This is a genomic window from Leclercia sp. CFBP8987 (assembly GCF_034044995.2).
Taxonomy (GTDB): domain Bacteria; phylum Pseudomonadota; class Gammaproteobacteria; order Enterobacterales; family Enterobacteriaceae; genus Enterobacter; species Enterobacter tamurae.
On the sequence record NZ_CM188255.1, the window covers coordinates 357,743 to 379,533 of the forward strand.

At 56.0% G+C, this 21,791-nt stretch carries 22 protein-coding genes; 9 read left to right on the top strand and 13 right to left on the bottom strand.

Annotation, left to right across the window (positions count from 1 at the left end):
* Positions 1–32: 32 nt before the first annotated feature.
* From SOM40_RS01690 to aspA, 4 genes are all read right to left on the bottom strand, one after another.
* Complete coding sequence (locus SOM40_RS01690; protein ID WP_320529829.1) at positions 33–1,730, bottom strand: protein-disulfide reductase DsbD; 1,698 nt, start codon at positions 1,728–1,730, stop codon at positions 33–35.
* Positions 1,706–2,029, bottom strand: a complete 324-nt coding sequence (gene cutA, locus SOM40_RS01695) for a divalent cation tolerance protein CutA (protein WP_106994016.1) — start codon at positions 2,027–2,029, stop codon at positions 1,706–1,708. Before cutA ends, SOM40_RS01690 begins: the two co-directional genes overlap by 25 nt.
* 113 nt (positions 2,030–2,142) lie before the next feature.
* Complete coding sequence (locus SOM40_RS01700; protein WP_106994017.1) at positions 2,143–3,444, bottom strand: anaerobic C4-dicarboxylate transporter; 1,302 nt, start codon at positions 3,442–3,444, stop codon at positions 2,143–2,145.
* A gap of 114 nt (positions 3,445–3,558) precedes the next feature.
* On the bottom strand, positions 3,559–4,995 hold the full coding sequence (gene aspA / locus SOM40_RS01705; protein WP_106994018.1) for an aspartate ammonia-lyase: 1,437 nt from the start codon (positions 4,993–4,995) through the stop codon (positions 3,559–3,561).
* A gap of 336 nt (positions 4,996–5,331) precedes the next feature.
* Here aspA and SOM40_RS01710 point away from each other — a divergent pair, with 336 nt between their 5' ends.
* Positions 5,332–5,802: an FxsA family protein gene (locus SOM40_RS01710; RefSeq protein ID WP_166181361.1), complete on the top strand. Its 471-nt coding sequence runs from the start codon at positions 5,332–5,334 to the stop codon at positions 5,800–5,802.
* A gap of 76 nt (positions 5,803–5,878) precedes the next feature.
* Here SOM40_RS01710 and yjeH read toward each other — a convergent pair whose 3' ends face one another.
* Positions 5,879–7,117 carry an L-methionine/branched-chain amino acid transporter gene (gene yjeH / locus SOM40_RS01715; protein ID WP_320529830.1) on the bottom strand — a complete coding sequence of 413 codons (1,239 nt, stop codon included), beginning with the start codon at positions 7,115–7,117 and terminating at the stop codon, positions 5,879–5,881.
* A gap of 177 nt (positions 7,118–7,294) precedes the next feature.
* Here yjeH and SOM40_RS01720 point away from each other — a divergent pair, with 177 nt between their 5' ends.
* The 3 genes from SOM40_RS01720 to SOM40_RS01730 all read left to right on the top strand — a co-directional run bounded on the left by SOM40_RS01720 (position 7,295) and on the right by SOM40_RS01730 (position 9,769).
* Positions 7,295–7,588 (top strand): co-chaperone GroES, encoded by a 294-nt coding sequence (locus SOM40_RS01720; RefSeq protein ID WP_032616151.1) that lies wholly within the window; start codon positions 7,295–7,297, stop codon positions 7,586–7,588.
* 44 nt (positions 7,589–7,632) lie between these two features.
* Complete coding sequence (groL, locus tag SOM40_RS01725; RefSeq protein WP_106994021.1) at positions 7,633–9,279, top strand: chaperonin GroEL; 1,647 nt, start codon at positions 7,633–7,635, stop codon at positions 9,277–9,279.
* 136 nt (positions 9,280–9,415) lie between these two features.
* Entirely contained in the window at positions 9,416–9,769 is a 354-nt protein-coding gene (locus SOM40_RS01730; protein ID WP_106994022.1) for a DUF4156 domain-containing protein, read from the top strand.
* A 104-nt stretch (positions 9,770–9,873) separates the two neighbouring features.
* Here SOM40_RS01730 and epmB read toward each other — a convergent pair whose 3' ends face one another.
* Positions 9,874–10,902 (bottom strand): EF-P beta-lysylation protein EpmB, encoded by a 1,029-nt coding sequence (gene epmB / locus SOM40_RS01735; protein ID WP_320529831.1) that lies wholly within the window; start codon positions 10,900–10,902, stop codon positions 9,874–9,876.
* Between the two features lie 40 nt (positions 10,903–10,942).
* Between epmB and efp the strand changes: the two genes are divergently transcribed.
* From efp to ecnB, 3 genes are all read left to right on the top strand, one after another.
* Positions 10,943–11,509, top strand: a complete 567-nt coding sequence (gene efp / locus SOM40_RS01740) for an elongation factor P (RefSeq protein ID WP_032616155.1) — start codon at positions 10,943–10,945, stop codon at positions 11,507–11,509.
* Positions 11,510–11,575: 66 nt separating this feature from the next.
* Positions 11,576–11,707: an entericidin A/B family lipoprotein gene (locus SOM40_RS01745; RefSeq protein ID WP_106994024.1), complete on the top strand. Its 132-nt coding sequence runs from the start codon at positions 11,576–11,578 to the stop codon at positions 11,705–11,707.
* A 106-nt stretch (positions 11,708–11,813) separates the two neighbouring features.
* Positions 11,814–11,960 (top strand): lipoprotein toxin entericidin B, encoded by a 147-nt coding sequence (gene ecnB / locus SOM40_RS01750; RefSeq protein WP_106994025.1) that lies wholly within the window; start codon positions 11,814–11,816, stop codon positions 11,958–11,960.
* A 50-nt stretch (positions 11,961–12,010) separates the two neighbouring features.
* Here the strand turns inward: ecnB and SOM40_RS01755 are convergent, their stop codons facing one another.
* Complete coding sequence (locus SOM40_RS01755; RefSeq protein WP_106994026.1) at positions 12,011–12,598, bottom strand: helix-turn-helix transcriptional regulator; 588 nt, start codon at positions 12,596–12,598, stop codon at positions 12,011–12,013.
* Between the two features lie 270 nt (positions 12,599–12,868).
* Here SOM40_RS01755 and sugE point away from each other — a divergent pair, with 270 nt between their 5' ends.
* Positions 12,869–13,186, top strand: coding sequence for a quaternary ammonium compound efflux SMR transporter SugE (gene sugE, locus SOM40_RS01760; protein WP_106994027.1), 318 nt, complete (start codon positions 12,869–12,871; stop codon positions 13,184–13,186).
* On the opposite strand, the gene blc is transcribed toward sugE, so the two are convergent.
* From blc to frdA, 5 genes are all read right to left on the bottom strand, one after another.
* A complete protein-coding gene (gene blc, locus SOM40_RS01765; protein ID WP_261644592.1) occupies positions 13,183–13,713 on the bottom strand; it encodes an outer membrane lipoprotein Blc in 531 nt (176 codons plus the stop codon). The two genes, sugE and blc, sit on opposite strands and share 4 nt — an antisense overlap.
* Positions 13,714–13,799: 86 nt before the next feature.
* The gene (frdD, locus tag SOM40_RS01770; protein WP_106994029.1) at positions 13,800–14,159 is read right to left on the bottom strand and encodes a fumarate reductase subunit FrdD; all 360 of its coding nucleotides are present in this window, start codon (positions 14,157–14,159) and stop codon (positions 13,800–13,802) included.
* A 10-nt stretch (positions 14,160–14,169) separates the two neighbouring features.
* A complete protein-coding gene (frdC, locus tag SOM40_RS01775) occupies positions 14,170–14,565 on the bottom strand; it encodes a fumarate reductase subunit FrdC (RefSeq protein ID WP_106994030.1) in 396 nt (131 codons plus the stop codon).
* 10 nt (positions 14,566–14,575) lie between these two features.
* A complete protein-coding gene (locus tag SOM40_RS01780) occupies positions 14,576–15,310 on the bottom strand; it encodes a succinate dehydrogenase/fumarate reductase iron-sulfur subunit (protein WP_039028428.1) in 735 nt (244 codons plus the stop codon).
* A complete protein-coding gene (frdA, locus tag SOM40_RS01785) occupies positions 15,303–17,093 on the bottom strand; it encodes a fumarate reductase (quinol) flavoprotein subunit (RefSeq protein ID WP_261644594.1) in 1,791 nt (596 codons plus the stop codon). The genes SOM40_RS01780 and frdA overlap by 8 nt, the downstream gene beginning before the upstream one ends.
* A 310-nt stretch (positions 17,094–17,403) precedes the next feature.
* Here frdA and epmA point away from each other — a divergent pair, with 310 nt between their 5' ends.
* Positions 17,404–18,381, top strand: coding sequence for an elongation factor P--(R)-beta-lysine ligase (gene epmA, locus SOM40_RS01790; RefSeq protein ID WP_166181376.1), 978 nt, complete (start codon positions 17,404–17,406; stop codon positions 18,379–18,381).
* A gap of 70 nt (positions 18,382–18,451) precedes the next feature.
* Here the strand turns inward: epmA and mscM are convergent, their stop codons facing one another.
* The gene (gene mscM, locus SOM40_RS01795) at positions 18,452–21,775 is read right to left on the bottom strand and encodes a miniconductance mechanosensitive channel MscM (RefSeq protein WP_106994034.1); all 3,324 of its coding nucleotides are present in this window, start codon (positions 21,773–21,775) and stop codon (positions 18,452–18,454) included.
* Between the last annotated feature and the right edge of the window lie 16 nt (positions 21,776–21,791).

Sequence of the window (21,791 nt, forward strand, 5' to 3'; positions counted from 1 at the left end):
TTACTTTCGTACTTTCCCATCTGAAGTGTCGTTTACGGTTGGCGATCGCGCAAATGTGCACTGAACGATGCGGCATCCATAAAACCTGTCACTCGCTGTGCAGGCTGCTCCTGACCTTGTGCGTTGAAAAACAAGATAGTGGGCAGACCGAGCACATTGAGCGCTTTCAGCAGGGCCTTATCCTGCGGGCCGTTCGCCGTAACGTTGGCCTGCAGCAGAACAGTATCTTTCAGGGCGTTTTGCACCTGCGGATCGCTGAAGGTGTATTTTTCGAACTCTTTGCAGGCGACGCACCAGTCGGCGTAGAGGTCGAGCATCACCGGTTTCCCCTCGGCTTTGGCCAGCGCCTGATGTAACGCGTCGATATTTTCGATCGGCGTGAAATTCAGGTGCGCCTGGCTATGGGCTGCGGGGGCACCAAAGGCCCAGTCCTGCAGCGGTCGCACGCTGACCAGCGCGGCGGCCAGGAGCAGGATCTGCACCACCCGGACCCACGGCTTGCGGGCGTTTAAGCTGCTGATAAAGGCCCAGCCAAAGAAGGCGACGCCCAGCATCGCCCACAGACGCAGGCCCCAGACATCGCCGATCACCCGCTCAAGCAGGAACACCGGCAGCGCCAGAATAACAAAACCAAACGCGGTTTTTACCGTCTCCATCCACGGGCCGCTCTTCGGCAGCAGGCGGTTGCCAAATACCGTCACCAGCATCAGCGGCAGGCCCATCCCGAGGGCGTAGAGATACAGCGTGCCGCCGCCGAGCCACATATTCCCGCTCTGGGCGATATAGAGCAGGATCGCGCTGAGCGGGGCGGTGGTGCAGGGCGAGCAGATCAGCCCGGCAATGGCCCCCATGGCAAACACGCCGCCCACAGAGCCGCCCTGCTGGCGATTGCTCATCAGCGTTAAGCGGGTTTGCAGGGAGGAGGGCAGCTGCAGGCTGAACAGGCCAAACATCGACAGCGCCAGCAGGATAAAGACCATCGACAGGCCGATAAGCACGTAAGGGTGCTGAAGCGCGGCCTGGAACTGCAGCCCGGCGGCCGCGACCACCAGCCCGAGCGCGGTATAGGTGAGCGCCATCCCCTGTACGTAGATAAATGCCAGCAGCAGCGCGCGGCCGGTGGAGAGTCGCTGTTGACCGCCGAGCACGATGCCGGAGATCAGCGGATACATGGGCAACACGCATGGCGTGAAGGCGATACCGATGCCGATCAACAACGCCCAGAAAGCGGAGAAGGGCAGTTCGCCTCCTGCGCTGGTCTTCTCCTCTGCGGGAAGAGGGGAAACCGCAGGGACGGCGGCCGCTTTCACTTCGCTGAGCGGAATAACTTTGGTTTCCGGCGGGTAGCAGAGACCGGCGTCGGCACAGCCTTGATAAGTCACCGTCAGGGTCGCGCCTTTATCCGCCTGCGCGACGGCGACGGGCACTGACAGCTGGCCCCGGTAGATTTCACTTTTGCCGTAGAATTCATCTTCGTGCGCCACCCCGGCGGGCAGCTGAAGGGCGCCTACCTGCGCCTGAGCGGGCGTGATGCTGATCTGCTTGCGATAGAGGTAGTATCCCTCCTTCACATTCCAGTTGAGATTCAGTTCATGTTGGTTTTGCTGAAAATCGAAGACAAAAGCCTGATCGGCAGGCGTAAAGTTCGAGCGGCCGGGTGCATCAAACAACCCGGCAAAGACTGACGTGCTGCACAGCAGCAGGATCAGCGTAAGGAAGCGTTGAGCCATGAGAGATAGTCGTTATCGCCGTGGAGCACTGGCAAAACCAGCAGTTCCGGTGTCTGGTAAGGATGATGGGATTTGAGGCAGTCGAGGAGCGCCTGCTGATGGGCCACGCTGGATTTAAGCAGCATCTGCACTTCGTACTCCTGTTCCAGCTTGCCTTCCCAGTAGTAGAGGGAAGTGGCGCCGGGGAGGATGGTCACGCAGGCTGCGAGCTTATCTGCCAGCACTTTGGCGGCAAGATCCTGAGCGGTAGCTTCATCGGGAGCGGTACACAGAACAACAACAGTGTCGGGCGTATTCACAAGTCGACCTCGGTATCGCGAAAAAAATCACTATATCACGACCGGCTGCTGCTCATTAATGAATCGGGCCGCTAAGCGGCCCGACTTTAACTCTTTTTACAACCAAAAGCGGTTTACAGCACAATCCCGCCGATGATGAAGCCAAGGACCACGCACAGGGTAATGGCAATCACGCCCGGGATCAGGAAGGCATGGTTAAACACGTACTTACCGATACGGGTGGAGCCGGTGTCATCCATCTCAACCGCGGCCAGCAGGGTCGGGTAGGTTGGCAGCACGAACAGCGCGGAAACCGCAGCAAACGAGGCAATCGCCGTCAGCGGAGTGACGCCCAGCATCAGGGCCGCAGGCATCAGCGCCTTGGTGGTCGCCGCCTGGGAGTAGAGCAGGGTCGCGGCAAAGAACAGCACCACCGCCAGCAGCCACGGATAGTTATGCAGCAGATCGCCGGCGACGGTCTGGATATCGGTGATATGGGCTTTGACGAAGGTGTCGCCCAGCCAGGCCACACCCAGTACGCACACGCAGGCGCTCATACCGGATTTAAAGGTGCTGGCGTTGAGCACTTCGCTGGTGTCGATTTTACAGGTGATGCTGATCAGCGTGGCGATGGTCAGCATGAACACCACGATCGCTTCGTTACGCGGCAGAACCGGGTTCTGAATCAGCCCTACGGTATCGCTGATGGCGGTGGCGTAGAACATCACCGCGATAATCCCGATCAGGAACAGCAGCACGGAGCGTTTAGCGTGTGGCTTCAGGACAAAGGCCTGGCTGCCGCGCAGCTTCACTTCGCCTTTCGCCAGACGTTCCTGATAGACCGGATCGTCTTTCAGCTCGGCGCCGAGGAAGTTACAGAATACCGCGGTGATCATCACCGCAATCAGGGTGACCGGAATACAGATCGACAGCAGCGTCAGGTAGCTCACGCCCATCGGCTCCAGAATACCGGCAAAGAACACCACCGCCGCGGAAATCGGCGAGGCGGTGATGGCAATCTGTGACGCGACAACGGCGATAGAGAGCGGACGGGATGGACGGATGCCCTGCTCTTTCGCCACTTCGGTAATCACCGGCAGGGTAGAGAACGCGGTATGGCCGGTCCCGGCCAGAATGGTCATAAACCAGGTGACCAGCGGCGCAAGGAAGGTAATGTATTTCGGATGGCGGCGCAGCATACGCTCCGCCAGGCTCACCAGGTAGTCCATACCCCCCGCAACCTGCATGGCAGCGATAGCGGCGATAACCGCCATGATGATCTCAATAACGTCGAACGGAATAGCGCCGGGTTTAATTTGAAAAAAGAGAGTAAGTACAAGCACGCCAAGACCACCGGCGAAACCGATGCCGATCCCCCCGAGCCTTGCCCCTAAGTATATCGCCAACAGGACGACGACGAGTTCTGCTCCAAACATGAGTGCCTACCTTGCTTATTAACAAGTTGATATTGAATTGTTGTGTTTTGGTAACGCCTAAAAACAAAAAAGGCACGTCAAGTGACGTGCCTTCATGAAGTTTAACCTGAACTGTTATTGTTCACTTTCATCCGTGTATCTTTTTGCTTTATAGGCCGGGTGCATTAGGTTCTGAGCCGAGAAGATATCATCCAGCTCGGCTTCTGTCAGCAAGCCACGCTCAAGTACGACCTCTCGCACGCTCTTCCCGGTTTCGGCGCAGATTTTACCGACGATATCACCGTTGTGGTGACCGATGAACGGGTTGAGGTAGGTGACGATGCCGATGGAGTTATAGACGTAGCTTTCACATACCGCTTTGTTGGCGGTGATGCCGTTGATGCATTTCTCCAGCAGGTTGTAGCAGGCGTTGGTCAGAATGTGAATCGACTCAAACATCGCCTGGCCAATCACCGGCTCCATCACGTTGAGCTGCAGCTGACCGGCTTCTGAAGCCATGGTGACGGTAATGTCGTTCCCGATGACTTTGAAGCACACCTGGTTTACTACTTCTGGCACTACCGGGTTCACTTTGGCTGGCATGATGGACGAGCCCGCCTGCAGTTCCGGCAGGTTGATTTCGTTCAGACCCGCACGTGGACCCGAAGAGAGCAGGCGCAGATCGTTACAGATTTTGGACAGCTTCACCGCCAGACGTTTCAGCGCGCTGTGCACCATCACGTAAGCGCCGCAGTCGGAAGTCGCTTCAATCAGGTCTTCTGCCGGTACAACCGCCAGGTTGGAGACTTCGGCCAGCTTCTGCACCGCCAGCTGCTGATAGCCATCCGGGGTGTTCAGACGTGTACCAATGGCCGTTGCGCCGAGGTTTACCTCCAGCAGCAGCTCAGAGGTGCGCATCAGGTTGCGGGTTTCTTCATTCAGCAGCACGTTAAACGCGTGGAACTCCTGGCCGAGGGTCATCGGCACCGCGTCCTGCAGCTGGGTGCGGCCCATTTTCAGTATGTCCTGGAATTCGACAGCTTTGTTCTGGAAACCTTCGCCAAGCTGGTTAATGGCATCCACCAGCTTCACCACCGAGGCGTAGACGGCGATACGGAAACCGGTCGGGTAGGCGTCGTTGGTAGACTGGCATTTATTGACGTGATCGTTTGGGTTCAGGTACTGGTACTCACCCTTCTGGTGGCCCATCAGCTCGAGGCCGATGTTGGCCAGTACCTCGTTGGTATTCATGTTCACCGATGTACCCGCGCCGCCCTGATAGACGTCGACCGGGAATTGATCCATGCACTTGCCGTTGTTCAGCACTTCATCGCAGGCGGCGATAATAGTATTGGCGATGCTTTTCGGAATGGTTTGCAGCTCTTTGTTTGCCATAGCTGCGGCTTTCTTCACCATCACCATGCCACGCACAAACTCAGGGATGTCGCTGATTTTGCTGTTGCTGATGTAGAAGTTTTCAATCGCTCTCAGAGTGTGAACACCATAGTAGGCATCCGCTGGAACTTCCCTGGTACCCAACAAGTCTTCTTCGATACGAATGTTGTTTAACATGTGAACCTTCTTTTCAAGCTGCCGATTGATTGTACTAAACACACAGTACATCTGTGGTTATGTCTATTTTCTGACCGACGATTATCCCCTGAATCGGCCAGATACCCGGAATGATATGCTGATGATAGCGAAATGCCGTAACCTGGATCACTTATTATGGACCCTGTTACATGATATTTATCAATCTGTGAAATGAATCACCGCTTGAATATTTCCAGAAAAAATATCCGTGCAAACCGATTGAATTTTGACTAACCGCCTCCATTTCTTACAGACGCGAATCGCAAATTGATACCGACAGGGGCCTTAACGGCGTCTGCCACACAGGAGAAGCCAGTGCGCTGGATACCGTTAGCTGCAATCTTTCTCTATGTTTACATAGAGATTTCTATTTTTATTCAGGTCGCCCATGTGCTTGGCGTCCTGCTGACGCTGATCCTGGTGATTTTCACTTCGGTCATTGGCATGTCGCTGGTGCGCAATCAGGGTTTCAAAAACTTCCTGTTAATGCAGCAGAAGATGGCTGCTGGCGAGAGCCCGGCGGCAGAGATGATTAAAAGCGTATCGCTGATTATTGGCGGTATCTTGCTGATTATTCCTGGGTTTTTCACCGACTTCCTCGGCCTGCTGCTGCTCTTCCCGCCAGTGCAAAAGCTCCTGACGCTGAAACTGATGCCGCATTTGCGTTTTAACCGGATGCCGGGGGGCGGATTCACTACTGGCCCAGGTAACGGAGAGACGTTCGACGGGGAGTATCAGCGCAAGGATGACCAGCGCGACCGTCTGGATCATAAAGACGATCGTTAACAGAAATTGCCCGGCGGCGCTGCGCTTGCCGGGCCTACGAAACCCTAGCCCGGATAAGCACAGCGCCATCTGGCAGTCAGATGGCACCACGCTTAGGCAACAACAGCCACAGCCCCGCCAGCATCAGAATGGCGTACAGACTCTTCCATCCCACCATCGCCAGCAGCAGTAAACAGAGCACCCCACCGACAACGGCCAGCGCTTTATAGCGGCCTTTCAGCAGTCGACATCCCGCCAGCATGCACAGCAGATAGATCATGATGAAGATGCCGTTGGCATAGACGATTAGCGCATCGAGATTGATATCCAGCCAGTAGATCGCCAGCGTGCTTAACACGCAGCAGCCCAGCACCGCGTTCAGGGCGTTGAGGGGTAACTGACGTCTGGACAGGCGTGCGAGGCGGCTTTCCGGCTTATACAGCGCCTGGGACCATACCAGTCGGGCAAAGCTCTGGATGTAGATATTCAGGCTGGCGAAGCAGGCGAGATAGCCAATGACGCAGGCGATCCATAGCGCCTTCACACCAAACAGCTGCACCACAATGCCGGGCAGCGAGGCCGCGGCCGCCATATCGGCCCCGTAGGCGGTGAAGCGAAGGACCAGTACGGTACAGGCCCAGTAGACCGTGCCCGCCAGCAGCAGGCCGAGCATCAGCGCCCGCGGGAAATCGCGTTCCGGCTGTTTAAACTCCGATGCCAGGTGCGCAAAGGCCTCCAGGCCGACAAAACACCAGAACATGACGGAAAGAGCAGCAAAAAGCTGCGAATGGTCGATATCGCTTATCGCCGGGAAGGGGATCTCTGTGACCTGAATATCGCCCGCCCACCAGATGGCGGCAATCAGCGCTACGATTAGCACCGCCACCAGGGTTTGCAGGTTAGCGCTGGAGCTGGCCCCGCGTGAGCCGACCCACCAGACAATCGCCAGCGTACCCAGCTCGGCCAGCAACAGCTGCGCATCATGCCAGCCAAACAGCGCCTGGCCAAAACCTGTCGCAATATGCAGGGCGGCAGGCAAGCCCACGGGGATCACGGAGAGGAATAACCAGCCGGTGACGCGCTGCAGGCGTGGTCCAAACGCCATCCCGACAAAATGCGCTACGCCACCGGCACTCGGGAAGTGACGCCCGAGAATGGCAAATACAATCGCCACCGGGAACACCAGCACGATGAGCACCGGCCATGCCCAGAGACTGTTATCACCCGCGACCAGGGCTGCCAGCGCCGGCACGGCAAATACCCCCGTGCCCAATAAAGAGGTTGAAAGTAAGCCAACACCCTGCGCGAGTCCCAGCTCCTGTTTGAGTCCACTCATTCCGTTGTCCTGCCCCTGTCAAAAGAGAGGCGATGGTAACACTTTCACAAATTTTTTTTCGACTACCCCTTGAAGGGGTAAAACCCCATCCCCATCTCTCAGGGCACTAGCCGGAAAACCGCTTACGGCCCGGCGTCACCCATAACTGATAATGACTTTCTCAAAGGAGAGCTATCAATGAGTATTCGTCCGTTACATGATCGTGTGATCGTCAAACGTAAAGAAGTTGAAACCAAATCTGCTGGCGGCATCGTTCTGACCGGTTCTGCAGCAGCAAAATCAACTCGTGGCGAAATCATCGCTGTCGGTAAGGGTCGCATTCTGGAAAACGGAAATGTGCAGCCTCTGGACGTTAAAGTTGGTGACATCGTCATTTTCAATGATGGCTACGGTGTGAAGTCCGAGAAGATCGACAATGAAGAAGTGTTGATCATGTCCGAAAGCGACATTTTGGCAATTGTTGAAGCGTAATCCGCGAACGACACTGAACATACGAATTTAAGGGAAAGATTAAAATGGCAGCTAAAGACGTAAAATTCGGTAACGACGCTCGTGTGAAAATGCTGCGCGGCGTAAACGTACTGGCAGACGCAGTTAAAGTGACCCTGGGCCCGAAAGGCCGTAACGTGGTTCTGGACAAATCCTTCGGCGCGCCGACCATCACCAAAGATGGCGTTTCCGTAGCGCGTGAAATCGAGCTGGAAGACAAGTTCGAAAACATGGGTGCCCAGATGGTGAAAGAAGTTGCCTCTAAAGCGAACGACGCTGCAGGCGACGGCACCACCACTGCTACCGTACTGGCGCAGGCGATCATCACTGAAGGCCTGAAAGCTGTAGCTGCGGGTATGAACCCGATGGATCTGAAACGTGGTATCGACAAAGCTGTTATTGCTGCAGTTGAAGAGCTGAAAGCACTGTCCGTACCGTGCTCTGACTCTAAAGCCATTGCTCAGGTTGGTACCATCTCCGCTAACTCCGACGAAACCGTAGGTAAACTGATCGCTGAAGCGATGGATAAAGTCGGTAAAGAAGGCGTGATCACCGTTGAAGACGGTACCGGTCTGGAAGACGAACTGGACGTGGTTGAAGGTATGCAGTTCGACCGCGGTTACCTGTCCCCATACTTCATCAACAAGCCAGAAACTGGTGCTGTTGAGCTGGAAAGCCCGTTCATCCTGCTGGCTGACAAAAAAATCTCCAACATCCGCGAAATGCTGCCAGTGCTGGAAGCCGTTGCGAAAGCAGGCAAGCCGCTGGTTATCATCGCTGAAGACGTTGAAGGCGAAGCGCTGGCGACTCTGGTGGTTAACACCATGCGTGGCATCGTGAAAGTGGCTGCGGTTAAAGCACCTGGCTTCGGCGATCGTCGTAAAGCGATGCTGCAGGATATCGCAACCCTGACTGGCGGTACCGTTATCTCTGAAGAGATCGGTATGGAGCTGGAAAAAGCGACGCTGGAAGACCTGGGTCAGGCAAAACGCGTTGTTATCAACAAAGACACCACCACCATCATCGATGGCGTGGGTGAAGAAGATGCAATCCAGGGCCGTGTTACTCAGATCCGTAAGCAGATCGAAGAAGCGACCTCTGACTACGACCGTGAAAAACTGCAGGAGCGCGTAGCGAAACTGGCAGGCGGCGTGGCAGTCATCAAAGTCGGTGCAGCTACCGAAGTTGAAATGAAAGAGAAGAAAGCACGCGTTGACGATGCCCTGCACGCGACCCGTGCTGCGGTAGAAGAAGGCGTGGTTGCCGGTGGTGGTGTTGCTCTGGTTCGCGTTGCAGCGAAACTGACTGGCCTGACCGCTCAGAACGAAGACCAGAACGTGGGTATCAAAGTTGCGCTGCGCGCAATGGAAGCTCCGCTGCGTCAGATCGTTTCCAACGCTGGTGAAGAGCCATCTGTTGTGGCGAACATGGTGAAAGCGGGCGAAGGTAACTACGGTTACAACGCTGCTACCGAAGAATACGGCAACATGATCGACTTCGGTATCCTGGACCCAACTAAAGTGACCCGTTCTGCTCTGCAGTACGCGGCCTCTGTTGCTGGCCTGATGATCACCACCGAGTGCATGGTTACTGACCTGCCAAAAGGTGACGCGCCTGATTTAGGTGCTGCTGGTGGTATGGGCGGCATGGGTGGCATGGGCGGCATGATGTAATCATGTTGTTCTGCACCTCGCAGAAATGAATAAACCCCCGGTCAGAAATGATCGGGGGTTTTTCTTTTGGTCATCTTTTTAGTATAAGGTTTAGACGCGGGCGCACCTGCCCAGCTTATTGAAAACGAGGAATAACATGCGCGTTAACGTTTGTGCAGGGATTGTAGGAGCAGCGTTGCTGCTGGCGGGTTGCAGCTCCGGCAACGAGCTGTCTGCAGGTGGGCAGAGCGTTCGCTTTGTAGAAGATAAGCCGGGAAGCGAATGCCAGCTGATTGGCACCGCTACGGGCAAGCAAAGCAACTGGCTTTCTGGCCAGCATGGCGAAGAGGGCGGCTCAATGCGTGGCGCGGCGAATGGTCTGCGTAACCAGGCGGCTGAAATGGGCGGGAACGTCATTTATGGCGTGAGCAGCCCAACGCAAGGCATGTTATCAAGCTTTGTTCCGACCGCCAGTGAGATGCAGGGCCAGGTTTATAAGTGTCCGAACTGATATTGCGGTGGGTATCTCTCTCAACAGAGGGAGAGATACCCGGGCAAAGGGTTTGAAGAGATGACCGCTTGAGAGCCTCTTTTCAGGCCCAGCGTTACTGTGTATTAGCGTTGTTGAAGTCCCAAATCCAGCGGTGTCTTGCTCGGTTCGCCACCAATCTCACGCGCCAGTTTAGGTACCATATAACCAGAAACCAGGGTTAACAGTTCGCGCATAATCGCCCGGGCTTCATCATCTTCGACCATAAAGTGTGCTGCACCCTGAACTCTGTCCAGCACATGAACGTAATAGGGCATCACGCCCGCATCGAAAAGCGCGTTGCTCAGGTTAGCGAGCGTTTGGGCGTTATCGTTCACCCCGCGCAGCAACACACTCTGATTCAGCAACGTCACCCCGGCCTGCCGCAGACGCGTCATTGCCGCGCGGAAGTCCTCGTCTATCTCATTGGCGTGATTAATATGGTTAACCAGCAAGATTTGCAGCGACGATCGCGCCAGCCGTGCGCTGAGCGCGACGGTAATACGCGCCGGGATCACAATCGGTAGACGACTATGAATGCGTAACCGCTTGATATGCGGGATCGCTTCCAGCTGGGTGATAAGCCAGTCCAGCTCGTGATCTTTCGCCATCAAAGGATCGCCGCCGGAAAAGATAATCTCATCCAGCTCAGGATGATCGGCAATATAGTCGAGCGCCGCTTGCCAGTTGCGCTTGTTACCCTGATTGTCGGCGTACGGGAAGTGACGTCGGAAGCAATATCGACAATTTACCGCGCAGCCACCCTTAACCAGCAGTAGCGCGCGATTGCGGTACTTGTGCAGTAAACCGGGTACTACGCTGTTCTGTTCTTCGAGGGGATCGGTGCTAAAACCGGGGGCAGCGATAAACTCATCCTGCGCGGTGAGTACCTGTTTTAAAAGCGGATCGTCAGGATTACCTTTTTCCATACGAGCCACAAAAGCACGCGGAACACGCAGGGCAAACAGGCGTTTCGCATCACGTCCGGCGAGGAGTTTTTCATCAGCGTCCAGATTTAAAAGACGCAGCAGTTCATCAGGACTGGTGATTACATCTGCAAGTTGCAATAACCAATCTTCTCTGGATGGGGTGTTTAGGGTTACAATATGCGCCATTTTGTGGCTTAGCTACCAGTTAACAATTTCAGAGGGCCTTATGGCGACTTACTATAGCAACGATTTTCGTGCCGGTCTTAAAATCATGATGGACGGCGAACCGTACGCGGTTGAAGCCAGCGAATTCGTTAAACCAGGTAAAGGTCAGGCATTCGCACGCGTTAAGCTGCGTCGCCTGCTGACCGGTACCCGTGTAGAGAAAACCTTCAAATCCACCGACTCCGCTGAAGGCGCAGACGTTGTTGATATGAACCTGACCTACCTCTACAACGACGGTGAATTCTACCACTTCATGAACAACTCCACTTTCGAGCAGCTGTCTGCTGACGAGAAAGCCGTGGGTGACAGCGCTAAATGGCTGCTGGATCAGGCGGAGTGCATCGTAACCCTGTGGAACGGCCAGCCTATCGCTGTGACCCCACCAAACTTCGTTGAACTGGAAATCGTTGAAACCGATCCAGGTCTGAAAGGCGACACCGCAGGTACTGGCGGTAAGCCAGCCAAGCTGTCTACCGGTGCAGTGGTTAAAGTTCCACTGTTCGTCCAGACTGGCGAAATCATCAAAGTAGATACCCGCTCTGGTGAATACGTTTCTCGCGTGAAGTAATTCACTTCGGGATGAAAGGCGCAGTGTTCTGCTGCGCCTTATCGACCTAAAGAAGGTTCATGGACGATGCAGCACACAATCAAAATTTTACTGCTGATGGTTCTTGCCAGTTCTCTGCTTTCCGGATGCAACACAGCCCGTGGCGTCGGGGAAGACATTAAAAGTCTGGGTCACGCTATTTCGCGCGCCGCCTCCTGATTCTTTCTACTTTTCCTAAAAATTCTTCCTTTTCCGTCACTCGCCGGGATCCTGGCTATGCTTATGTTGCTGTACACAATAACTTTGGCTAAAAAAGGAAGACATTATGCTTAAGAAAACATTTGTAGCGATCTTTTCTGTTCTGGTGCTTTCGTCAGTACTAACTGCCTGTAATACCACTCGTGGCGTCGGTGAGGATATCTCCACTGGCGGTAGCGCGATCTCTGGTGCGGCAACTAAAGCACAGCAGTAATCTTGGGCGGTACGGGGCTGAATACGTCGCCGTACCCTCAGTTTTACCTGTCAGGGCAGCGACAAAAACGGCGAGTATCGCGTATCCATGTGCAATTTCATCCGAATATTGCGCTTGTAGGTGTATACCGTCTTTCCGTGAATGCTCAGCTTACTGGCAATCTTCTGGTTGCTGGCCCCGTCCATCCATAGCGTTAACACCTTCTCTTCCTGACGCGTCAGCAATGGCGTCGCGACCACCGCAGGTTCACTGATTTCCTGTGAGGCCAATACCTCATTAATGGTTTGCGCCAGAACCTCCAGCGAGGTCTTTTTGGCCAACGATGCCCACAGAGGAAAGGTGTTCATAAAGGCCGAGGTTTCAGGTTGCTCATCTGATTGCAGCAAAACAAAAGGCACGGTTTCACTGGCGCTCATCAGAGAAGAGAGCTGCTGGATATGCTGAATATCTGACGTAAACCCCTGCAAATCTGCAATCACCAGCGTCGGTTTCCATTGCAGGATATGCTCCCTGGCCAGAAAGAGATTGTTGAGGCCCGTCACCAAAACGGGGGAGGGGAACAGCCCTGAATGATTGATCCACATTTCCAGGCCCATGCGGGTGTAATGACACCGGTCAATCAAAAGAATTTTGAACATTTGTTTTTCGCAATCGGCAAAGTGTTGTCGCTTCCTGCTTTCAGGAAGTAGCTCATAGTAAAGAAGTCGGATGTGTTATAAATGAAGGAATTTCGTTGCTAATTACGTCTATTTCTTGCTTTCAGCCGCTGAAGTGATGCCTGAAACAAAGCAGTTGAAAAATGAATTCATGCTCTTCACAATAAATCGTTCACCTGCCTTACGGGACGACCTGTAAGCGCTTCTCTCATCGGGGACGGCCCCAACTGTTGTTTAAGTTAAGGAGCCTGTATGCCCTGGATTATTCTCTTTATTGCCGGTTTACTCGAAGTGGTTTGGGCCATTGGCCTGAAATACACCCACGGGTTTACGCGTCTCACTCCCAGCATTATTACCGTTTCTGCGATGATAGTGAGCATTGTGCTGCTCTCGTGGGCCATGCGTTCGCTGCCTGTAGGGACGGCTTATGCGGTGTGGACGGGGATTGGTGCAGTAGGCGCGGCCATTACCGGCATTTTACTGCTGGGTGAGTCTGCGAGTCTGGCGCGTATCGCCAGCCTCGCATTAATTGTCGCGGGCATTATTGGGCTGAAGCTCAGCACCCATTAATGGGGCTGTTCAATCCAGACCAGCTGGCTGATATCAAAGCCCTGACGGGTGGCAGAAGCCAGTAACCGCTGTTTCATCTCATCTGAAATCGTCGGTGTGCGGGCGAGGATCCACAGGTAGTCACGATTCGGCCCGCACACCAGCGCATGCTGGTAATCCTTATCCAGCGCAATCACGTTATAGCCGCCATAAAAAGGCCCGATAAAAGAGACTTTCAGCGCGGCGGTGTCAGACGCGCCGGTAAAGTACGCTTTCCCCGTCACTTTTTGCCACATGCCGCGCTCAGGATTGTAGCCCCGGTTAATAACCTGGATCCCGCCGTCGCTCATCAGGCTGTAATTGGCCGTTACCTTTTGCAGGGCACGTTCAAAGCGATGGTCAAAACGGGCGATTTCATACCAGGTGCCCATGAACTGTTGGGCGTTGAAGGGCCGGACGACAGTCACGCCCTGGGGCGGGGTGGGAGCGCTACAGGCAACAACCAGAAATGCAGCGGCAACGGCGGCGATGACGGGCAGGATGCGCATAGGCTTTTCCTTACAGGATTTTTGATAAGTGTAGAACCTGTCTGGAATTTTGCTCTCCCGCCGGCAGGCAGGAGAGCGGGGGAGGATCACATAAAGACAACGGCAACCAGCGTGACCACGCTCAGAATGGCAGCCAGACCGTAGAACACCCATTTCCCGTTAGGGACGTGGATCTTCAGGTCGTGCATGGCGTGATGAATACGGTGCAGACCACACCACAGCGGCAGAACAATCATCAGGAAGATGAATACCCGCCCAATAATGCTGTGGGCAAAAGCCAGGACCCGCTCGTAGCTCAGCGCATCGCCGGGGTAGAGCCCCAGCGGCAGCATAATCCCTACCAGCAGAATAATGACCGGCGCGATAATGGCACACCACATGCCGCCTGCCCCAAAGAGGCCCCAGAAGACGGGTTCGTCAGAACGTTTTGGAGTTGGATTAATCACAGTGGTCTCCTTACCAGAACAGGGCTACGCCAAGAATTACCACGGTCACGACCGCAGTCACCGCCCAGAGTCCTTTGATGATCGGCTCTGGCCCCAGTTTTTCATTTTTGACGATAATATTTGCCGCTTTCGGCGCCAGCTCAAACCAGGTTTTGGTATGCAACAGCGCTGCCGCCAGCACGATGATATTCAGGATCACCACAATCGGGTTCTGCAGGAACCCGACGAAACCGGCCCAGGTTTCCGGACCGTGCTTAAGGGCAAACAGGCCGTACATCAGTTCGATGCTGAACCATACCGCCGGAACCGCCGTGCCTTCACGCAGCATATAGAAGCGATAAAACGGCAGATTTTTCCACCAGGTGGACGGCATCGGCCGTACATAGGCTTTGCGTTTAGTCGTCATCATGCACTCCTTAGCGTGGTTTCAGGGTGGCGATAAGAAAGTCTTTCGAGCTTTCTACTTTGCCCTGTTGGATCGCGGCGGCCGGGTCGACGTGCTTCGGACAGACTTCCGAGCAGTAGCCGACGAAGGTACAGGTCCAGACGCCGTTCTGGCCGTTCAGCTGCGCCATACGTTCTTTCTTGCCGTGGTCGCGGCTGTCTTCGTTATAACGATGCGCCAGGGTGATGGCGGCCGGGCCGATAAACTCCGGATTCAGGCCAAACTGCGGGCAGGCGGCATAGCACAGGCCACAGTTGATGCAGCCGGAGAACTGGTGATACTTGGCCATCTGCGCCGGGGTCTGCTTGTTCGGCCCCTGATCCGGCGTACGCGGGTTGCCAATGATGTACGGCTTAATGGCTTCCAGACTTTCGATAAAGTGGGTCATGTCGACCACCAGATCGCGCTCAATCGGGAAATTCGCCAGGGCTTCGACCTTCATCCCTTTCGGGTATTCACGCAGGAAGGTCTTGCAGGCCAGCTTAGGCACCTTGTTGACCATCATGCCGCAGGAGCCGCAAATCGCCATCCGGCAGGACCAGCGGTAGCTCAGGTCCGGCGCCAGGTTGTCTTTGATGTAGCCCAGCGCGTCCAGCAGCGAGGTCTGCTCATCGTAAGGCACTTCATAGAAGGTGCTGTGCGGCGCGCTGTCCACTTCCGGGTTGTAGCGCACCACTTCGACTTTCAGAGTTTGCATCTCAGCCATTGGTCGTCTCCTTCTTCTCGGCTGCTTCCGCTTCTGCACCGTAAACGCGTTTCGCCGGTGCCAGCGTGGTGATCTTCACGTCGCTGTAGTCCAGACGGGTGGTGCCGTCCGCGTCGCGATAAGCGAGGGTATGCTTGAGGAAGTTGACGTCGTCACGCTCCGTGCAGCCTTCGTCCAGCCGCTGATGGGCACCGCGCGACTCTTTACGCGCCAGGGCGGAGTGCGCCATACATTCGGCAACGTTCAGGCCATGACCCAGCTCAATGGTGTAGAGCAGATCGGTGTTGAAGACGCTGGAGGTGTCAGTGACACGCACACGCTTGAAGCGCTCCTGCAGCTCAGCCAGCTTGTCGACGGTTTTCTGCATCAGTTCCGGCGTACGGTAAATACCGCAGCCTTCTTCCATGGACAGCCCCATCTCATCGCGGATCTTCGCCCAGTTCTCACTGCCTTCCTGATTCATCAGGTTTTTCAGGCGCTGCTCAACATCGGCAACCTGCGCATCGAGCGCAGCACCGTTAGCGGCGCCAGCCGTCGCGGCACGCGCCATCGCCTGCTCACCCGCGAGACGGCCAAACACCACCAGTTCGGCCAGCGAGTTAGAACCCAGGCGGTTAGCGCCATGCAGACCAACGGAGGAGCATTCGCCCACCGCAAACAGGCCTTTGATACGGGTTTCGCACTGCTGATCGGTTTCGATACCGCCCATGGTGTAGTGCGCGGTTGGACGTACCGGGATTGGATCTTTAACCGGATCGACGCCGACATAAGCTTTTGCCAGTTCACAGATGAACGGCAGACGTTCCAGCAGTTTCTTCTCGCCCAGGTGGCGCAGGTCGAGATAGACCACATCGCCGCGTGGGGTGGGGATGGTGTTACCTTTGCGCCACTCATGCCAGAAGGCCTGAGAGACTTTATCCCGCGGGCCGAGCTCCATATATTTGTTCTTCGGCTCACCCAGCGGGGTTTCCGGACCCATGCCGTAATCCTGCAGATAGCGATAGCCATCTTTATTGACCAGAATCCCGCCTTCACCGCGGCAGCCTTCCGTCATTAGAATGCCGGAACCCGGCAGGCCGGTCGGGTGATACTGGACGAACTCCATGTCACGCAGCGGAACGCCGTGCTGCAGCGCCATGCCCATCCCGTCGCCGGTCACGATGCCGCCATTGGTGTTATAGCGGTAAACACGTCCGGCACCGCCGGTCGCCATCACCACGGCATTGGCGCGGATCTGGACCAGCGTCCCTTCCATCATGTTCATCGCCACCAGACCGCGGGCCTGGCCGTCATCAACCAGAATGTCGAGGACGAAATGTTCGTCGAAGCGTTGGATCTGGGGGAACTGCAGCGAGGTCTGGAACAGGGTGTGGAGCATATGGAAGCCGGTCTTATCGGCGGCAAACCAGGTACGCTCAATCTTCATGCCGCCGAAGCGACGCACGTTGACGCTGCCATCTTCACGGCGACTCCACGGGCAACCCCACTGCTCGAGCTGGGTCATCTCCGTCGGGCAATGATGCACGAAATAATCAACGACATCCTGCTCACAAAGCCAGTCACCACCGGCTACGGTGTCGTGAAAGTGATAATCAAAGCTGTCATGATCCTGCGCGACGGCAGCGGACCCCCCTTCAGCGGCGACCGTATGGCTGCGCATCGGGTAGACTTTTGAAATCAGGGCAATTTTAGCGTTTGGGTTAGCCTGGGCTGCAGCAATCGCTGCGCGTAATCCCGCTCCGCCTGCGCCAATAATGGCAAGATCGGCTTGAAAGGTATGCACGACATTCCTCCAGATTTTTGATATTTCGCATCTCACCTACCCTAAGGTAGTGCACGGCCGGGGAGGGCAAATGCGAAAGCGATTCCACTGCTCCTTTATGGGTAACGCAGTATAGCCCCAGGAAAGAAAGGGAAATTTGACGTGTTCGATTTTTTTGCGGTTCTTTCGCTGGATTTATCACTGCAATTGATGAATCACGTCACGAAATTATTGGGAATTATGAAAACCACAAAATTGACTGTGCAAAATTTGTCTCCGCCATGGGTTACGAGTAGACTTCGTCCCCTTGTCTGAAATCGGAGAAATTCTCATGAGCGAAACGGCCACCTGGCAGCCGAGCGCATCCATCCCCAATCTGTTAAAACGCGCAGCAATTATGGCGGAGATTCGCCGCTTCTTTGCCGATCGCGGTGTGCTGGAGGTGGAAACGCCCTGCATGAGTCAGGCGACGGTAACGGATATTCATCTGGTGCCGTTTGAAACCCGTTTTGTTGGTCCTGGTCACTCCCAGGGAATGAATCTCTACCTGATGACCAGCCCGGAATACCACATGAAGCGCCTGCTGGCGGCGGGATGTGGGCCGGTATATCAGCTGTGCCGCAGTTTCCGCAATGAAGAGATGGGGCGTCATCACAACCCTGAATTCACCATGCTGGAGTGGTACCGCCCGCACTATGATATGTATCGCCTGATGAATGAGGTGGATGATCTGCTGCAGCAGGTCCTGGAGTGCCCGGAAGCTGAAACCCTCTCTTATCAGCAGGTTTTCCAGCGTCATCTGGAGATTGATCCGCTCTCTGCGGACAAAACCCAGCTACGTGAAGCGGCGGCAAAACTGGATCTCAGCAATGTTGCCGATACTGAAGAAGATCGCGACACGCTGCTGCAGCTGCTCTTTACCTTTGGCGTTGAGCCGCAGATTGGCAAAGATCGCCCGACCTTTGTCTATCACTTCCCGGCAAGCCAGGCGTCACTGGCTCAGATCAGCACCGAAGATCACCGCGTGGCGGAGCGTTTCGAGGTGTACTTTAAAGGTATTGAGCTGGCGAATGGTTTCCACGAACTGACGGATGCCCGTGAACAGCAGCAGCGTTTCGATCAGGATAACCGCAAGCGCGCCGCGCGCGGCCTGCCGCAGCAGCCCATCGACCACAATCTGCTGGGCGCGTTAAAAGCCGGCTTGCCGGACTGCTCCGGCGTGGCGCTGGGGGTTGATCGTCTGGTGATGCTGGCGCTGGGCGCTGAGCAGTTGGGTGATGTGATTGCTTTTACCGTAGACCGCGCCTGACGGTTTGGTTGTTCTCCCTCTCCCTGTGGGAGAGGGTTGGGGTGAGGGCATCAGACCGCACCCCTCCTGATTACAAACTCCCCGCCGGGCGCGACTTCGCCGCCGACGTCAAGGTTCTTCCCGTCTTACGCCCGTCCAGCGTTTCCAGACGCATCTGGAACGGTGGGAACGGCATATCGATACCGTGCTCACGGAAGCCCGCCAGAATCAGCTGGTGGATCTCATGGCGCAGCGGCATGCGATGGCCCATCTCGGCCGCGTAAATACGCAGTTCGAAAATCTGGATCCCCTGCTGTAAATCCACTAAAAACACTTCCGGCTCCGGCGTGCTGATCACCAGCGAACAGCGCTCGGCCGCGGTATAAAGAATTTGCGTTACCTCTTCGCTGTTGGCATCCGACGGGGCCGGCACGGTCAGCACCACACGCGTCACGGAGTCCGACAGCGACCAGTTAATAAACTGCTCGGTGATAAACGCCTTGTTAGGGACGATGATCTCTTTACGGTCCCAGTCGCTGATGGTGGTGGCGCGGGTGTTGATCTTCGTAATGCTGCCGGTCAGATCGCGGATCGTTACGGTATCGCCAATACGGATCGGCTTCTCAAAGAGGATGATTAGACCCGAGATAAAGTTGGCGAAGATCTCCTGCAAGCCAAACCCGAGCCCGACCCCGAGTGCGGCTACCAGCCACTGCAACTTCGACCACTCAATGCCGATCATTGAGAAGCCCACCAGCCCGCCAAACACCATCAGCAGGTATTTGGTGATGGTGGTAATGGCGTAGCCGGTGCCCGGCGTTAAATCCAGATGCTGTAACAGGGCCAGTTCCAGCAGCGCCGGGAAGTTACGGATCAGCTGGGTGGTGATGATGAACACCAGAATGGCTATCAGCACCGCCCCGAGCGTAATCGGCTCCAGACTCTCCACGCCCTGAACCGTCGAGGTCACATCCCAGAGAGTGATGTTCTCCAGGAAGCCAAACGCTGAATGAATTTCCGACCACAGCACAATGACAGACAGCAGGGCGACCAGCATCAGAATGGAGCGGACCAGACGCAGGGACTGGGTACTGATGGCATCCAGATCCAGCTCGGTTTCATCGACCTCCACTGTGCCTTCCGTGCTAAGCATGTGAGCGGGCTCCTCTTCGCCGCGCGCACGCTGGGCGAGGATTTCGGCCCGGCGGTTTTTCGCCCGGTCGAAGGCCAGACGACGACGCTGAATCAGCATCCAGCGACGGATAACGTGGTAGACCACCAGCAGCAGGAACCAGATCGCCACCGAAGTTTCAAGACGCGCCAGCAGCGCCTGGGCAGTGGCCAGATAGCCGACCGCCGCCGCCAGAATCGCCGCCAGCGGGGCGCTGAGCAGCAAATTCCACAGCATATGGTTGACCATGTTATCGCCGCTGCCCTCTTTGTCGAGATAGAGCGGGATCCCGGCCTTCTTCAGGCTCAGCGTCACCACCGCCAGCGCACCACAAATCAGGATAAAGCACAGCCGGCCGAGCGAGCCGGAAAACTCCCGGTCGTTGAGGTTATCAAACATGATCAGCGCCATAATCAGCGGCACAATCAGCCCGATGCTCATCAGGTAGTAGCGCATCGCCCGCGCCACGCGGTTACGCGGCCAGCCAAAGTGGGCGACAAACAGGCCATTTGGTCGGGCGAAGGTGGCGCAGATCATTACCACCCACAGCAGCGGTACGGTGGCCGTCACCCCGTAGCCAATGGCCACCGCCAGCGGATAAGGCCAGGCTTCCCGGAGGCCATAGCCGAGGGTCATCCACAGCACTGGCAGCGGCGAGGCGACCAGAATCGACCAGAAGACCGTGCGCAGCGTGAGCCAGAAATGGTCCTGGGTCACCTTGCCGACGCGCGCGCTGGAGCGATCGAGGAAGCGGGTGAAGTGTCGGCGGGAGTAAATGCTGAACCCAACCAGAATCAGCGCGCCCAGCAGCGGGAAAATCGTCTCCTTGCTGGTGAGCATCATCACGCTGGCTTTGCCTAACTGGCTGAAGGTATCCAGCGAAATTAAACGCCGCAGATCCTGAACAATATCAATCGGCCAGGAGAAGGATATCGGCCGCACGTCCGAGGTCCAGAACAGGTAGCGGTGCGTCGCCTCGTTGACCTCTTTTAACGCATCTTCCAGCTGGCTGTTGGAGACCTTCAGTTTGGTCAGCTCAAGCAGCAGCGTATCGCCGCCCTGCAACAGTGAATTGAGTAATTCACGCTGCGTGCGCAGCTGGGCTTCCAGAATGCGGTTCTGCTCGGCGGTGAGCGCTTTGCCGTCGGGCTGATGGATCTGGCGCAGCTGCGGCTGCTTGTTGAGTTGATCTTCAAAGCGCAGACGCTGCACACGCAGCTGCGCCATTTCAGTATCAAGCTGCTGAGGTTTTGGCATTTCGGGCAGGCGGGCAACCTGAGCGCGCAGGGCTTCACCAAGCAGGTTTGACGAACCGAGCCACTGCGACTGTTCGCGTAGCGTATTCAGCGCCTGACGCACCTGCAGGGTTTGATTGGTCGCCTGGCGTTGCTGGGAGGCTACCAGATCCATGCGCTGGGCCTGCTGGTTCAGCGCGGCAGAGAGCTCGCGGTTGACCTTAAACTGCTCGACGATCCCGGCGGGCAGGTTCTCGCTGTTCTCTGCCAGCAGTTCGGTGCTCTCCAGCGCCCGCTCAGCTTCTTGCTGGCGCTGGCTGTTGAGTTGATTGCGCAGCGCCTGGAGATAAGCATCCAGCTGCTCGCTCTGCTTTTTCGCCAGCTCAGAGCGCATACGCGCCAGCTCCTGACGATTGTTGGCCGACAACTGCGCCAGCTCCAGTTCATCCACCAGCGCTTTTAACCTGGCGGATTCCGCCTGGATGCCCAGAGTTTGAGCCTGGCTAAGGGCGGTATTGCCGGTTTGCGCCCCGGCGCGGCGTTCAACCTCATTGAGCTGACGGCGGGCATCGGTTTGTTGCTGAGGCAGTTGGGTCAGGGAGTCAGCGATGTCGCGGGCGCGCTCCTGCTCCTGCTGCGCCTGACGGGTTTTTTCCAGTAACTGGCTGCTGACCTGCAGGATCTCCTGATTCAGGGTGTCAGAGGTCATGCCCGCAGGGACCTGGCGCGGCTCTTCACGCAGATCGTTCAGCTGCGCGCGCAGGGTTTGTGACAGTTTGGGGAAGTTATCGATGACCTGCTGATACTGCGTGGCACGCTCAAGGGAGCCTTTACGCTCCTCAAGCGCGTTCAGCGCAGCCTCGAGAGCCTCAACGGTTTCCGGCTGGGCGGGCTTTGCCGCCTTCGCCTGCTCCAGTTCCTGTGAGATTTGTTTGCTGTCGGGGGCCGTAGCGGCGTACGCCCCCGTACTGAGGCACCAGGCCATCAGCAAAGTGATAATCAGGCGCACGTCAGTTTACCTTTAC